Origin of the sequence: Pseudomonas sp. PS01300, assembly GCF_029960155.1 — a bacterium.
Lineage (GTDB): Bacteria > Pseudomonadota > Gammaproteobacteria > Pseudomonadales > Pseudomonadaceae > Aquipseudomonas > Aquipseudomonas palmensis.
On record NZ_JASCPN010000066.1, the window covers coordinates 1 to 14,485 of the forward strand.

The following is a 14,485-nucleotide window of genomic DNA, read 5'->3' on the forward strand; positions in this document are numbered from 1 at the left end:
CCCTGATGGCCCATGCGCCGGCCTGGCGGGCCCCTGCAGGCGCTGCGCGGCCCGTGTAGGAGCCGGCCTGGCCGGCGAAGCTTTCAGTGCACCGAAGGCGTCGGCGGCGGCAGGTGGCTCAGCCGCTCGGTCAGGCGCAACCGCTGGATCGGGTCATCCGTCAGCATCAGCGCATGCTCCAGGTCAAACCGCTCTGCCTGCGGGCAATCCAGCCGCTGATACAGTGTCGCCCGCGCCAGGTAGTCGCTGGCGCTGGCCGAGCCCAGCAACAACACCCGCTCGGCATCCTTCAGCGCCGCAAGGTCATCATCATTGCTCGCATGCAACTGACGCAGGTTGCGCGACAGTCGTTGCAGCATCTGCTGTGCGCTGGCCGTCACCAGATGCTCGGCGTTCAACGGCAACTGCGGGCCGAACTGGCGGCTGAGCAACTCGCGACAATCGGCCGGGTACAACCGGCGCCCGCCGCAGGGGTCCAGCAGGTGATCGGCCCCCGGCACGCGCAACAGGAAATGCCCCGGAAAATTCACCCCCTCCAGTGGTATCGACAGCCCGCGGGCCAGCTCCAGCGTGAGGATCGCCAGTGCCAGCGGTTGTCCGCGACGACGTTGCAGCACCTTGTTCAGCAGCGCCGCCTGCGGGCGCAATGGGTGATATTCGTCCTGCTGGAAGCCCGCCGCGCTGAGCGCCCGCAGCAACGGCTGCGCCAGTTCGCTCACCGGCAGCATGGGCAGGCTCTGGCTGACCTGCTGCTGCACGAGCTGCAACTCGCCCAGCACCTGGGCCGGCTGCACGCTGGCATCGTGTTCGGCAGCGATCCACAGCGCCGCCTCGAACAGGTCGGCGGGGTTGCGTTCCAGGCAGGCCAGGCAGGCTTGGCGTGGGGTCATGGCAGTCTCCGCTCAAGCTTCTGTTGTAGCGCCGGCAGGGGCGTTCGTCCAGTGCCGCAACGTGTGCCTTCGCGCCGCCTATACTGGTGGGAGCACTGACTCACGAGGGCTGGGCAATGTTCGCTCTCATGCAAAGCACGCGCACCCACTCACTGCACCTGTGCGTCGACCCGGCCACGGGCCTCAAGGCGGTGATCGCCATTCACAACCAGCGGCTGGGCCCGGCCATGGGCGGTTGTCGCTATCTGCCTTACCCGGACGACGACACCGCAATGACCGATGCCATTCGCCTGGCCCAGGGCATGAGCTACAAGGCTGCCCTGGCGGGCCTGCCGCTGGGCGGTGGCAAGGCGGTGATCATCCGCAACCCCCATGTGGAAAACCGCGCTGCGCTGTTCGAGGCCTTCGGGCGCTTCGTCGACAGCCTGGAGGGGCGCTACATCACCGCGACCGATAGCGGCACCTCGACCCTGGACATGGACTGCATCGCCCAGAGCACCCGGCACGTCACCAGTACCACCACCGCCGGCGACCCTTCGCCGCATTCGGCCATGGGCGTGTTCGCCGGCATCCGCGCCACGGCGATGGCGCGCCTGGGCACCGACAACCTGGAAGGGTTGCGCGTGGCTGTGCAGGGGTTGGGGAATGTCGGGTTTGCCCTGGCCGAGCAGTTGCATGCGGCGGGGGCGGTACTGCTGGTCAGCGACCATGACCCGGGGCGGGTGCAACTGGCCATGGAGCAGTTGAATGCGCTGCCGGTGGCCAGCGAAGCGCTGGTCAGCACGCCTTGCGACATCTTTGCGCCGTGCGGGCTGGGCCCGGTGCTCAACAGCCAGAGCGTCATGCAGCTGCGCTGTGCCGCGGTGGCCGGCTCGGCGAACAACCAGCTGACCCACCTTCAGGTCGCCGACCAGCTCGAAACCCGCGGCATTCTGTATGCCCCGGACTACATCATCAATTCCGGCGGGCTGATCTACGTGGCGCTGACCCACCAGGGCCAGGACCTTGGCACCATCACCGCGCACCTGGCGCGCATCCCCACGCGGCTGACCGAGGTCTTCGCCCACGCCCAGGCCGAGAAGAGTTCGCCGGCCCGCGTGGCCCAGCAACTGGCCGAGAAGCTGGTGTACAACGCCTGATGCCTACTCGGCGGGCTGCTCGGCAAGCAGCTCGGACAACGCGTCGGGCTGGCTCTTGAAGGCCTTGGCGAACACATCGCGGTTCTTCGCCATGTAGATACCCGCTTCCTCGACCTGCTGTTCGCTCAGCGACGGCACGGCCTTCAGCAGTACCTCGGCGAGCAGTTCGGCCAGCTCGAGCATCTTGTCGTGACGGTCTGCTTCAGCTTTATCCATGAACAAGCGCTCCAGATCGCGGCTGCTGCGGTATACCACTTCGACGGCCATTCATCACCTCACATGCCTTTCGATAATTGATGTGTACGAGTACTGTGTTTTTATACAGGTAAAAGCATAAGGCAAACCACCACGTTTGGGTAGTGGCATTTTTATAGCCCAATTTGCTCGCAATGGTGGGGTGACGGGTGTCTTGCGGCAATCGGTCGCCTTCTCAAGCTGTGCCGCTGGCCTTTTTACTGCATGCAGGCAAAGCGTCACCTGGGTGGCGCATCCTCCCTTCGTCGTTTCCAAGGAATTCGCATCGTGAACATCAAATGGGCTGAAAAAGTGCGCAAGGGCCTGCATGGCTCGGCGGATTCGCTGGGCAACCTGTGCGTGGAGGCCTTTCATTACCTGGCACTGTTCGGCATCGGTGCCATCACCGCCTATGCGGCGGTGTCGGCATTCATCGAGATGATCGGCAAGGGTGGGGTGAGCGTCGATGACATCCTGCTGCTGTTCATCTACCTGGAGCTGGGGGCGATGGTGGGGATCTACTTCAAGACCAACCACATGCCCATCCGCTTCCTTTTGTACGTGGCGATCACCGCGCTTACGCGCCTGCTGATCGGCGACGTGTCGCACCACAAGGCCCCCGACGTGGGCCTGCTGTATGTGTGCGGCGGGATCCTGCTGCTGTCGTTCTCGATCCTGGTGGTGCGCTACGCCTCGTCGCGCTACCCCTCCACCAAGGCCATCGACGCCAGCGGCAAGGAAATCGAAGAGGCCAAGTAGCCTTGGCTCACGCCCCCGCGCGGCGCTCGCTGGCGGCGCGCAGGCCCGGGGTGCGTGCACCGTCGCGGGTCATGCTGGCCAGAATCTCCATGGCGCTGTGGCCCTGCTCGATGGCAATGCCAAAGCGCACGCTCTCGATCAGGCGCGCCAGACGCTTGGGGTCATTGCGCTGGGCCGGGCTGATCAGGCGCTTGGCCACCACGCCCTGATCGTCGGACAGGGTCAGCATGATGCTGCCATCGAGCCGCTCGATACTCAGGTTGACCCGGTAGGTGTCGGCAAATGCAGCGTTGATCTGTTGGAAGGGGTTGACCATGGGGCTGTACCTGGCAAAGACATGTTCTGATTGACCGGGCCCTGGCCAGGTTGGTTCAGGTGACGTTGCGGGGCAGGTGCCGAGTGGTCAGTAAAAAAGGCGAGCCGTGGCTCGCCTTCTTTCATTGCCTAGGCTGTCAGGCCTGACGGGCCTGCAGGGCTTGCTCGTTCTCCAGGAATTCTTCCTGCAGCAGGGCATCGGCTGCCGGGGCGGTTGCGACCTTCTGGGTCACGCCGCGTTTGCCGCGCAGTTTGCCGAACAGGTGCTCGAGGGAATGCTCGAGTTTGGTCGCGGCGCCTTCGATGGCCTGCTCCAGGCTATCGGCCTTGTGGCTGACGGAAATCGGTTGATGGCCTTTGGGGCGTGCCTCCATCTGGCAGCGCATGTCGTGGGGGCCTGGCTTGTCGCCGTTCTCATCGCGCAGGTGGACTTCGATGCGGGTGAGGTCTTCTTCGTAGCGTTCGAGCGTGCTTTCTACCGTAGTGCGTACCCACTCTTCGAGACGGGCACTGCTTTGGATATGGTTGTCGCTGTTGACTTGGATTTGCATAGTTCAATCCCTTATTCAGCTAGCTCGCAAGAGAACGATGCGGGCCATTGCGGCCTGTGGAAATCATCGCCTCTTGACTACAAGGTCAGGCAGTTGGCAGAACTTTTCAAGTGCTTGAAGAAGAAAAATATTTTGTGGCAATTAAACACGTGAAAGGTTGTCTGGGGGTGTCCTGAGTCAATACGCGACCCCCCGGCAAGGTGCGCTCCTGTAGGAGCCGGCCTTGCCGGCGAAGCAGGCGCTACCGATCAGAAAGCGACCGATGTCTGCAGATAGACCGTCCGTGGCTCACCCACATACTTGCCCTTGTTGTTGTCGTCGAACGAGCGCGTGAAGTACTGGTGGTTGAAGATGTTCTTCACCCCCACCGCCACGTTCAGGTTCGACAGCTGCGGCCCGAAGTCATAGCCGGCGCGGCTGCTGAACAGCATGTAGCCCGGGATGCGCCCGGCCGCGCCGTCTGCGCTTTGGGCCGAGGTGTTGGCGTTGTCGGCGAACTGGCTGCTCTGGTAGGTGCTGTCCAGGTTCAGCTTCCACGGCCCATCGGTGTAACCCAGCCCCAGCGTGCCCTTGTGCCTGGAGGAGAACGGCACACGATTGCCCTTGTTCGGCCCATCTTCGCGGATGGTCGCGTCAACGAAGGCATAGCTGGCGTACACATCGAACCCGGCCAGCGCCGGCGTGAGGCCGTCCAGCGCGTACTTCAAGCTCGTTTCCAGGCCCTGGTGGCGGGTTTCACCACGGGCGATCACGTCGTCGGTGGTCTGGTTGCTTTCGTACTGGTTGTCGAAATTGATCAGGAACAGCCCGGCCTCGGCCTGCAGGTTGCCGTTGTCGTAGCGCGTGCCCAGCTCCCAGGTGCGGGCCTTCTCGGGCTTCACTTCACCCTGGTTCACGCGGTTGGGCATCTGGCTGTACTGCACGCTGCCGAACGAACCCTCGGTGTTGGCGTAGAGGTTCCAGCTGTCGCTCAGGTGGTACATCACGTTCAGCGCCGGCAACGCGGTGTTGTAGTCGCCCTTGTATTCCAGGCCCTTGAGCTTGTTGCTCTGCTGCGACTTGATCATCTCGTAGCGGATACCCGGGGTGATGGTCCACTGGCCGATGTCGATGCGGTCATCCAGAAACAGCGCATGGGCATCGGTGCCGCCACGGGTGTCGCGGTCGTTGGGGCTGGAGGTGGTCGGCAACTGGCCGGCGCTGACGCTCTCCATGTAGCGCAGCTCGTGCCCGGCCTCGTTGATGTAGCGGTAGCCAAGGCCCACCTCGTGGTGGCTGTCGCCCAGCGCAAAGCCCTGGGTGAAACGGGTTTCGATGCCGCGCACCCAGTACTCGCGCGGCGACAGCGAGATCGACCTGTTCTGCACCAGGTAGCCACTGCGCAGGGTCTTGGTGAAGAAGCTGTTGACGCTGAACTGGCGCTCGCCTTCCTTGTAGTCGTAACCGGCGTTGAACATCGTGCGCCGGCCCCAGAACTTGTCCTGCAGGCGGGTCGACTGGTACGGGTCGGCGTCGTAGTCGGCCACGTTGAGGCCGCCGGGCATCTGCGCCTCGCCCTCGTAGTACTGCGCCATGGCATGCAGGCTGTTGGCCTCGTCCAGTTGCAGCTTGCCCTTGAGGATCAGGTCGTCGATCTGCGTGTCGCTGTGCTCGCGCCAGTCGCCACCGCGGGTGCCCGAATACAGGATCGCGCCGCCCAGGCCGTTGTCGGCGGTGCCGCCGGCCAGCAGGTTGGCGCTGCTCTTGAAACCGTCGTGGCTGGAGGAGGGGCTGGTCTGGGTCTGCAGGCCGGCCTTCAGCGTGGGTTGGTCGGGGATCGCGCGGGTCACGAAGTTGACGATGCCGCCCACGTTCTGGGGCCCGTAGCGCACGGCGCCGCCGCCACGCACCACGTCCACCGCGTCCATGTTGCCCAGGCTGATCGGCGCGAACGACAGCTGTGGCTGGCCATAGGGCGCAAACGGCACCGGAATGCCGTCCATCAGCACCGTGGAGCGCGAGGCCAGGCGCGGGTTGAGCCCGCGAATGCCGAAGTTCAGCGCCATGTCGTGGCTGCCGGTGCCGTTGTTTTCCGGCGCATTCACCCCGGGGATGCGGTTGAGCACTTCCCGTGCGCTGCTGGCGCCGGTGCGTTCGAACTCTTCACGGCGGATCACGTCCCGTGCGCCGGGGTGTTCGAACACGTTGTCCTGGGTGGCTTCACCCAGCCAGTCGCCGACCACGCTGGAGCTGCCCAGCTCCAGCGGCGCGCCGGCGGCCGGGGCCAGCGGTTGCAGGCTGTAGGCGTTGTCGCCTTCGGCGCGGGCCTGCAGGCCGGTGCCTTCAAGCAGCGCGGCCAGGCCCTGTGCAATGGAGTAATCGCCTTCCAGGCCGCGGCTTTTCACGCCCTGGGTCACCTGCGAGCCGAACGAGATCAGCACGCCGCTTTCACGCCCGAACAAGTTCAGGGCGTCTTCCAGCGACATCGGGGCGATGTGGTAGGTGCGTGCCTGGGCGGCGTGCAGGGGCGCAACGGCGCCGAAGGTGAGGCTGGCGCCCAGCAGCAGGGCATGGGCGAGGGGGCTTAGGCGAAGCGGCATGCAAAGGGTCCTTGAGAAGGTCGGGGCAAAGGGTTCTGCCTTCTCTGTCACGCGAGATGAAAAAACGGCTCAAGGTTCTGAAAATAATCTCAGGCGCGGGCTTCTACCGTGACCCAGTAGCGGGTGAAGCGCCGCACGCGCACCGGCAGCGACACCTCCAGCAGGTCCAGGATGCGTTCGCTGTCGGCCAGCGGGTAGCTGCCCGACAGCAGCAGGTCGGCCACCGCCGGATCGCACGTGAGCTGGCCGCGACGGTAGCGGGCCAGGTCGTCGATGAAGTCCCCCAGGCGCGTATGCGCAGCCACCAGCATGCCGTCGACCCAGGCGCCGGTGTTGGCATCCACCGCATGGGTGGCGCCCCAGCGTGGCCCGTCGAAACGCGCCTGCTGGTCGGCTTCCAGCGCATGCCCGGCAAGCATCGCCCGGCCCTGCAGCACCGCCACCTGGCTGTGGTCGGCCCACTGGCGCACGTTGAAGCGCCCGCTCGACAGCTGCAGCAGGCCGTTGCCGGTCACCACGCGCAGGGGGCGGGGGTCGTCGGCCACATTGAGCAGCAGTTCGCCTTCGAGCAGGTGGATCAGCCGCTGTTCGCGGTCCAGGCGCACGTCGGCGGCGCTGGCGGTGTTCAGGTGCAGGTGCGTGCCGTCGCCCAGGCGCATCTGGCGGCGCTGGCCCAGCGGGCTGCGGTAGTCGGCCAGCAGGGGCGGCAGCGGGTTGTGCTGCTGCAGGGCCAGCCCGCAGGCGCCGCCCACCCCGAGCAGCAACAGCGCCTTGAGCGCGCGCCGCCGGCTGGCCGAGCGTGGCGCCTGCAGGGCGGCGTGCGCCAGTGGCGAAGACAGCCCGCGCAGGCGCTGATTGACCCGCTGTATGTGTTCCCAGGCGCGGCGGTGTTCTTCGCTGGCCTGCAGCCAGCGCTCCATGGCCAGTTGCTGGCGGCTGTCGAGGGCACCGCCCTGCAGTTCGATCAGCCAGTGCACCGCCTGTTCTGCCACCTTTGGCGAGAATTCCTGGGCGTTCACAGGGCGAAGTAGCAGCGCATGGCCGCCTTGTTCAGATGGCGCTTCACGGTGGCCAGCGAAATGCCCAGCTGCCGGGCGATGTCGGCGTAGCCCAGGCCGTCGACCTGGGCCATCAGGAAGGCGCGCTTGACCACCACGGGCAGGCCGTCGAGCAGCCGGTCGAGTTCGATCAGGGTTTCCAGAATGATCGCGCGATATTCTTCGCAAGGCGCCACCGCTTCGGGTAGCTGGGCCAGTGCCTGGTAGTAGGCGCGTTCCAGGTCCTGGCGGCGGTAGTGGTTGAACAGCACGCGCTTGGCCACCGTGGTGAGGAAGGCGCGAGGTTCGTTGAGCGTTGGTGTTTCGCGCGCCTGCAGCAGGCGCATGAAGGTGTCCTGGGCCAGGTCGGCGGCGCTGTGCGGGCAGCCCAGGCGCTGTCGCAGCCAGCCGGTGAGCCAGTTGTGATGGGCGCTGTAGAGGCCTTCGAGCGAAGCAGGGGCGGGCTGGGCACTGGGCACCGTGACAACTCCGGCGCCGGGGGATGCGCAAAAGAATAAGAATTGTTCGCATTGTAGGATTTGACGCCACAGGCTTCAAGCCACCCGCTGCAAGCGGCCATACCACCGATCTGCTTCTTCAGGGCCGTTTGAAGCGGTGTCTTTGCATCTGCGAATATTAATCATTAATATTACGCCCCTCCTCACACTGGACCCGCTGTCATGAAAAGCAAAGCCGCCGGGCTGCCCTTCAGTTATCGCCTGGCCGTGACCTCGCGCAGCCTCGCGGCGCTGCTCGGCGGTTACCTGCTGGCGGCCATGGCCAGCGTGTGCATCACCCTGTTGCTGCCCATGCCCAAGGCCGACGCGGTCGTCACCGGCATGATGCTGTCGTTTCTGTTCTACCTGGTGGCGATCCTCTGGTGCTTCGCCTGTCGCAGCGCCTGGCATGCCTGGCTCGGGGTGCTGCTGCCCGGCGCCGCGCTGGCCGCCATCAACGGCCTGGCCTACTGGATGCAAACCCCATGAAAGAAGGCTTTCGCCAGGCCATGGCCTGGCTGCACACCTGGGCCGGGCTGATCTTCGGCTGGCTGCTGTTCGCGATCTTCCTCACCGGCACGCTGTCGTACTTCAAGAGCGAAATCAGCCACTGGACCCAGCCGGAGATCCCGTACCGCACCCTCGACACCACCGCCAGCCTGAGCCTGGCGCAGCGCTACCTGCAAACCAACGCCGCCGATGCCGGCAGCTGGTTCATCCAGTTGCCCGAAGCACGCGACCCGACCCTGCGCGTGGGCTGGCGTGCACCCGGCGCCGGCCGGCGCGATTTCAACGAAAAGATCCTCGACCCCGCCACCGGCAATCAACTGCACCCGCGCGACAGCAGCGGCGGCGAGTTCTTCTACCGCTTCCACTTCCAGTTGCAGATGCCCTACCCGTGGGGCCGCTGGCTGTCGACCTTCTGCGCGCTGATGATGCTGGTGGGGCTGGTCACCGGCATCATCACCCACAAGAAGATCTTCAAGGAGTTCTTCACCTTCCGCCCCGGCAAGGGCCAGCGTTCCTGGCTCGACGGCCACAACGCGATCGGCGTGCTGGTGCTGCCGTTCCACCTGATGATCAGCTACAGCAGCCTGGTGATCTTCATGGCCATGGTGATGCCGGCCAGCATCAGCACGATGTATGGCGACAACCTCCAGGCCTATTACAACGAGCTGTTTTCGCGCGACGAGCCGGTCAAGCCGGCGGGCACCCCGGCACCGCTGGTGCCGTTGGCGCAGCTGTATGCCCAGGCGCGCCAGCAGGCGCCCGGCAGCGAGATCAGCTGGGTCGAGGTGCAGAACCCCGGCGACCTCAACGCACGGGTGCGCCTGGTGCGTGCCAGCAACGAGGGCATCGCCCAGAACCGCGGCGCCGGCTGGCTGTTCGACGGCGTGCAGGGCACCCCGCTCAAGGCCCCGGGCGAGCAGAGCACACCGTTGGTGATTGCCGCCGGTATGTACGGCCTGCACATGGGCCACTTCGCCGGCCCGACGCTGCGCTGGCTGTACTTCGTGTTCGGCCTGGCCGGCACTGCCGTGATCGGCACGGGGCTGGTGATGTGGCTGGGCAAGCGCCAGCTCAAGCACGCCAAGAGCGGCACCCAGCCCTTCGAGCTGCGTCTGGTCGAGGTGCTCAACATCGCCAGCATGAGCGGGCTGATCCTCGCCGTGGCGGCGTTCTTCTGGGCCAACCGCCTGTTGCCGGTGGCCCTTGAAGGACGTGCCGATCTTGAGGTCGACAGCTTCTTTGCCGTCTGGGGCCTGGCGCTGCTGCACGCACTGTTGCGCTCCGGGCGCCGCGCCTGGGGCGAGCAACTGCTGCTGGGCGCGGTACTGTTCGCCGCCTTACCGGTGCTCAACGCCCTGACCACCGGCACCGGCCTGCTGCCTGCGATCGCCCAGGGCGACTGGATGATTGCCGGGTTCGACTTCACGGCGCTGGGCTGTGGCCTGCTGCTGGCCTGGATGGCGCGCAAGATGCTGCGCCCGCAGGTGTTGGCGCCCAAGCGCGCGGCACGCACGCCCAGGGCCGCACCGCTGATCGAAAGCGAGGTGCAGTGATGCTGGCCATCGCATTGTTCGGTTTTGCCGCAGTGGCGGCGTTGTGCCTGGCCATGGAGCGCCATTACACCGACCTGCTGGGGCACAAGCCCACGCCCCGCCGCCTGCGTGGCCTGCGCATGGGCGGCTGGTTGCTGATCGCCGTGGCACTGGGGCTGGCGGTGCGTCACAGCGGCTGGGCCATGGGCCTGGTGGAGCTGAGCGCGGTAGTGATGGGCGGCTTGTGCGCGTGGGTGTTCGTCCTTCCCTACGCCCCGCGCCTGCTGCTGGGCCTGGCCGCGGCCAGCCTGGTGCTGGCGCCGCTGGCACTGCTGGCGCCGTACTGAAACGATGAGCGAGCCGCTCGACAGCCACGACGACGCCCCGGGCCGCGCACGTTTCGTGCAGGTGTTCGTGGCCCAGCGTGCGCGCATGGAGCGCCTGGTCAGCCGCCGCGTGGGCTGTCGGGCCACCGCCGCCGACCTGGTGCAGGAACTGTTCCTGCGCTTCTGGCGTCGCCCGCAGGTCGAGGTCGAGGCGCTGGACACCTACCTGCTGCGCTGCGCCGGCAATATCGCCATCGACCACCTGCGCAGCCAAGGCGCCCGCGAGCGGGTCAACGACAGCCTGCTGGCGCCGCATCAAGACAACCATGCCAGCGAGCCCGAGGCCGCGCTGGAGGCCGACAGCGACCTGCGTCGGATCGAGGCTGCCCTGCGCGAGCTGCCCGAGCGCACCCGCCAGATCTTCCTGCTCAACCGTATCCATGGCCGCACCTATGCCGACATTGCGCGGGCCATGGGCCTGTCCCAAAGCGCCGTGGAAAAACATATGATGCGTGCCCTCGAGGCCTGCAAGGCGAGTATCGCCGCCGAGCCTGCCGTGCCCCGCAAGCCAGGGAATGCCCCGCGATGAACGCTCCAGCCCCACCTACCGCCGAACAGCAGCAGGCCGCGCTCGCCTGGCTCGGCCAGATCAACCAGCAGCCCGCGCGTGCCGAGGGCGCCGCGTTCAAGCGCTGGTTGCTGGCCGACCCTGCGCACCCGCAGGCCTGGCGCCAGGCCCAGGCGCTGTGGCAGCAGACCGCCGCGCCTGCAGCACGCCTGGCCGCCGAAGACGCCCCGGCACTGGAGGCCTACCTGCGCGCGATGGACCGGCCTCGGCGCCGTTGGCCGGCCCGTGTGGCCGGGTTGGCACTGGCTGCCAGCGTGGTGCTGGGCGTGGCGATGGGGGCGGGCTGGCACCCGGCCAACTGGGTCGATGACCTGGGCGCCGATTACGTGGCCGCGGTGGGCGAGCTCAAGGCCGTGACCCTGGCCGACCAGTCGCACCTGCTGCTGGATGCCGACAGCGCCATCGACGTGGACTTCAGCGGTGGGCAGCGTCGCGTGCAGGTGCGGCGCGGCGCGGTGTTCTTCGAGGTGACGCATACCGGTGCGCCGTTCACCGTGCAGGCCGATGGCGGCGAGGTGCGGGTGATGGGTACCCGGTTCGAGGTGCGTCGCCAGCCCCAGGGCACCACCGTTACCGTGCTCTCGGGCAAGGTCGGGGTCACGCCGGCGCCGGGGCAGGCGCAGCAGGTGCTCACGGCCGGCCAGCAGGTGGAGTACGCCCAGGGCCTGGCCGGTGCAGTGCAGGGCGTGGACAGCGAGAACCGCCTGGCCTGGCGCCAGGGCTGGCTCAACTACTACCAGGCGCCGCTGGCGCAGGTGGTCGACGACCTGGCGCGGCATTACCCCGGGCGCATCGTGCTGCTGGACGACGCCCTGGCGGCGCGCAAGGTCAGCGGCAGCTTCCCCGCCGCCGACCCGCTGGCGGCGCTGGACGCCCTGGGGGCGGTGGCCGGCTTCCAGCGCAAGACCCTGCTCGGGCGGGTCACGCTGCTGCGCTGAAAAATATTTTCACGGCCCGGTGAGGTAAGTACGTGCGACAACCGTGTAGTGATTGAAAGTGCGATTCATTCGCATGAAACAGGTTCACTCACAGGTCGACGGCATGAAGTTCAGGGCAAAATCATCGTTGGTGCGTTGCGTTTCAATCGGGCTTGGGGCGGCAGCGTGGCTGCCGCTGGGGGCGGGCGTGAGCCAGGCGGTGGCGGCGCAGCAGGTCGAGCAGGTGTATCGCTTTGCCCAGCCCAGCAAACCCTTGCCCCAGGCGCTCAACGACTTCAGCCGGGTGACCGGGTTGAGCGTGGTCTACACCGTCGAGCTGCCCGGCCTTGCCGCGCCGGCCCTGACGGGCACGTTCAGTGCCGAGCAGGCCCTGCAGCGCCTGCTGGGCAACAGCGGCTTCACCTACCGCCGCGTGAATGCGCGCACCCTCACCGTCGAACCGCTGGCCCAGGCCGGTGCACTCAACCTCGAGCCCACCACGGTCTCGTCCCAGCAGGATAGCGTCGGCAGCTACCAGCCGCCGGCCACCAGCGCGATCATGCGCAGCCAGGTGCCGAACCTGGAGATCCCCCAGGCCATCAACGTGGTGCCGGCCCAGGTGCTCGCCGACCAGGCGCCGCGCAACCTCGACGATGCGCTGAGCAACGTCAGCGGCATCACCCAGGGCAACAACTTCGGCGCCACCGCCGACACCGTGATGAAGCGCGGCTTCGGCGACAACCGCGACGGCTCGATCATGCGTGACGGCATGCCGCTGGTGCAGGGGCGCAGCCTCAATGCCAGCACCGAGCGGGTCGAAGTGCTCAAGGGCCCGGCCTCGCTGCTGTACGGCATCCAGGACCCGGGCGGGGTGATCAACGTGGTCAGCAAGCGCCCGCAACTGCAGCGCTACAACGCCGTGAACCTGCGCGGTTCCAGCTATGGCAGCGGCAAGAACGGCAGCGGTGGCGGGCTCGACAGTACCGGCGCGCCGGGCGACAGCAACTTCGCCTACCGCCTGGTGCTCGACCACGAGGACGAAGACTACTGGCGCAACTTCGGCACCCACCGCGAGACGCTGGTGGCGCCGTCGCTGGCCTGGTTCGGCGAAGACACCCAGGTGCAACTGGCCTATGAGCACCGCGAGTTCCTGTACCCGTTCGACCGCGGCACGGCCATCGACCCGCGCACCAACCACCCGCTGAACATCCCCAGCACACGTCGGCTGGACGAGCCCTTCAACAACATGGAAGGGCGCTCGGACCTGTACCGCCTGGAGGTCGACCATCAGCTTGCCGATGACTGGAAACTCCACTTCGGCTACAGCTTCAACCGCGAAACCTACGATGCCAGCCAGGTGCGCGTCACCGCGGTTGACCCTGCCAAGGGCACCCTCACGCGCAACCTGGACGGCACCCGTGGCGCCCTGAGCAGCGACCGCTTCGCCACCGTCAGCCTGGACGGCAAGCTGCAACTGGCAGGCATGCAGCACGACGTGCTGGTGGGGGTGGATGACGAGTACCGCAAGGTGTTTCGTGCCGACCTGATTCGCGGCGCCCGCAACACCTTCGATTACCTGGACCCGGTGTACGGCCAGGTCCAGCCCGGCACCGCCGTGCGCGACAGCGACAGCGACCAGACCGACAAGCTGCGCAGCAACGCGTTGTTCTTCCAGGACTCGATCCACCTCGACGAGCACTGGATTCTGGTGGCCGGTGCGCGCTATCAGCAGTTCGACCAGTACGCCGGTCGCGGCCGGCCGTTCAAGGCCAACACCGACAACAGCGGCCAGGCCTGGGTGCCGCGTGCGGGGCTGGTGTACAAGGTCGACGACACGCTGTCGTTCTATGGCAGCTACACCGAGTCGTTCAAGCCCAACTCCAGCATCGCGCCGATGACCGGTGGCCTGGTGCTGGATTCCTCGATTGCCCCCGAAGAGGGCAAGTCGTGGGAGCTGGGGGCCAAGCTCGACCTGCCGGGGGCGATCACCGGCAGCGTGGCGTTGTTCGACATCACCAAGCAGAACGTGCTGGTGGCCAATTTCGACACGGCCACCGGCGACACCCTGTACAGCAGCGCCGGCGAAGTGAAGTCGCGCGGCCTGGAGATGGACCTCACCGGGCAGGTGAGCGAGCGCTGGAGCCTGATCGGCAGCTATGCCTTCACCGACGCCCAAGTGTCCCAGGACCCCAAGCTCAAGGGTAACCGCCTGCAGAACGTGGCGCGGCATACCGGGTCGCTGTCGGCGGTGTATGACGTGGGCAGCCTGTTCGGTGGTGATCGCCTGCGGGTCGGCGCCGGGGCGCGCTATGTGGGCGAGCGGGCCGGCAATGCGGAGAACGATTTCGACCTGCCGGCGTACACCGTGGCGGATGCGTTCGCCAGTTATGAAACCCGGCTGGATGAGCACAAGGTGCGCTTTCAGCTGAATGTGAAGAACCTGTTCGACAAGACCTACTACAGCTCGGCGGTGAACCGCTACTTCGTGGCAGTGGGGGATGCGCGGCAGGTGAGCCTGTCGAGTACGCTGGAGTTCTGAGAGCACAGGAAGAACACCCACCGTGAGGGCGG

At 66.4% G+C, this 14,485-nt stretch carries 15 protein-coding genes; 8 read left to right on the forward strand and 7 right to left on the reverse strand.

Features of this window, described 5'->3' with window-relative positions:
• Positions 1 to 83 precede the first annotated feature (83 nt).
• Positions 84 to 890 (reverse strand): tetratricopeptide repeat protein, encoded by an 807-nt coding sequence (locus QMX96_RS22850; protein WP_282362508.1) that lies wholly within the window; start codon positions 888 to 890, stop codon positions 84 to 86.
• Between the two features lie 116 nt (positions 891 to 1,006).
• On the opposite strand from QMX96_RS22850, the gene QMX96_RS22855 reads away from it, so the two are divergent.
• Positions 1,007 to 2,029, forward strand: coding sequence for a Glu/Leu/Phe/Val dehydrogenase dimerization domain-containing protein (locus QMX96_RS22855; protein ID WP_054914877.1), 1,023 nt, complete (start codon positions 1,007 to 1,009; stop codon positions 2,027 to 2,029).
• Between the two features lie 3 nt (positions 2,030 to 2,032).
• Here the strand turns inward: QMX96_RS22855 and QMX96_RS22860 are convergent, their stop codons facing one another.
• Positions 2,033 to 2,296, reverse strand: a complete 264-nt coding sequence (locus QMX96_RS22860; protein ID WP_078479496.1) for a YebG family protein — start codon at positions 2,294 to 2,296, stop codon at positions 2,033 to 2,035.
• Between the two features lie 255 nt (positions 2,297 to 2,551).
• Between QMX96_RS22860 and QMX96_RS22865 the strand changes: the two genes are divergently transcribed.
• Positions 2,552 to 3,022, forward strand: a complete 471-nt coding sequence (locus QMX96_RS22865) for a phosphate-starvation-inducible PsiE family protein (RefSeq protein ID WP_043860412.1) — start codon at positions 2,552 to 2,554, stop codon at positions 3,020 to 3,022.
• A 7-nt stretch (positions 3,023 to 3,029) separates the two neighbouring features.
• Here QMX96_RS22865 and QMX96_RS22870 read toward each other — a convergent pair whose 3' ends face one another.
• The 5 genes from QMX96_RS22870 to QMX96_RS22890 all read right to left on the reverse strand — a co-directional run bounded on the left by QMX96_RS22870 (position 3,030) and on the right by QMX96_RS22890 (position 7,983).
• Positions 3,030 to 3,338: a DUF3509 domain-containing protein gene (locus QMX96_RS22870; protein WP_054914876.1), complete on the reverse strand. Its 309-nt coding sequence runs from the start codon at positions 3,336 to 3,338 to the stop codon at positions 3,030 to 3,032.
• 136 nt (positions 3,339 to 3,474) lie between these two features.
• A complete protein-coding gene (locus QMX96_RS22875; RefSeq protein ID WP_043860410.1) occupies positions 3,475 to 3,888 on the reverse strand; it encodes an HPF/RaiA family ribosome-associated protein in 414 nt (137 codons plus the stop codon).
• Positions 3,889 to 4,136: 248 nt separating this feature from the next.
• Positions 4,137 to 6,467: a TonB-dependent Fe(3+) dicitrate receptor FecA gene (fecA, locus tag QMX96_RS22880; protein WP_282362512.1), complete on the reverse strand. Its 2,331-nt coding sequence runs from the start codon at positions 6,465 to 6,467 to the stop codon at positions 4,137 to 4,139.
• 89 nt (positions 6,468 to 6,556) lie between these two features.
• Entirely contained in the window at positions 6,557 to 7,486 is a 930-nt protein-coding gene (locus tag QMX96_RS22885; RefSeq protein WP_282362513.1) for a FecR family protein, read from the reverse strand.
• Positions 7,483 to 7,983 carry a sigma-70 family RNA polymerase sigma factor gene (locus tag QMX96_RS22890; protein ID WP_282362514.1) on the reverse strand — a complete coding sequence of 167 codons (501 nt, stop codon included), beginning with the start codon at positions 7,981 to 7,983 and terminating at the stop codon, positions 7,483 to 7,485. Before QMX96_RS22890 ends, QMX96_RS22885 begins: the two co-directional genes overlap by 4 nt.
• Positions 7,984 to 8,184: 201 nt before the next feature.
• Between QMX96_RS22890 and QMX96_RS22895 the strand changes: the two genes are divergently transcribed.
• The 6 genes from QMX96_RS22895 to QMX96_RS22920 all read left to right on the forward strand — a co-directional run bounded on the left by QMX96_RS22895 (position 8,185) and on the right by QMX96_RS22920 (position 14,453).
• Positions 8,185 to 8,490 (forward strand): DUF3649 domain-containing protein, encoded by a 306-nt coding sequence (locus QMX96_RS22895; RefSeq protein ID WP_043859706.1) that lies wholly within the window; start codon positions 8,185 to 8,187, stop codon positions 8,488 to 8,490.
• The gene (locus QMX96_RS22900; protein WP_104571956.1) at positions 8,487 to 10,064 is read left to right on the forward strand and encodes a PepSY-associated TM helix domain-containing protein; all 1,578 of its coding nucleotides are present in this window, start codon (positions 8,487 to 8,489) and stop codon (positions 10,062 to 10,064) included. Before QMX96_RS22895 ends, QMX96_RS22900 begins: the two co-directional genes overlap by 4 nt.
• Positions 10,064 to 10,390, forward strand: coding sequence for a DUF3325 domain-containing protein (locus QMX96_RS22905; RefSeq protein WP_043859708.1), 327 nt, complete (start codon positions 10,064 to 10,066; stop codon positions 10,388 to 10,390). The genes QMX96_RS22900 and QMX96_RS22905 overlap by 1 nt, the downstream gene beginning before the upstream one ends.
• Positions 10,391 to 10,394: 4 nt before the next feature.
• Positions 10,395 to 10,958 carry an RNA polymerase sigma factor gene (locus QMX96_RS22910; RefSeq protein ID WP_088515556.1) on the forward strand — a complete coding sequence of 188 codons (564 nt, stop codon included), beginning with the start codon at positions 10,395 to 10,397 and terminating at the stop codon, positions 10,956 to 10,958.
• Complete coding sequence (locus QMX96_RS22915; protein WP_043859710.1) at positions 10,955 to 11,935, forward strand: FecR domain-containing protein; 981 nt, start codon at positions 10,955 to 10,957, stop codon at positions 11,933 to 11,935. Before QMX96_RS22910 ends, QMX96_RS22915 begins: the two co-directional genes overlap by 4 nt.
• 103 nt (positions 11,936 to 12,038) lie before the next feature.
• A complete protein-coding gene (locus QMX96_RS22920) occupies positions 12,039 to 14,453 on the forward strand; it encodes a TonB-dependent receptor (protein WP_282362518.1) in 2,415 nt (804 codons plus the stop codon).
• Positions 14,454 to 14,485: the final 32 nt, after the last annotated feature.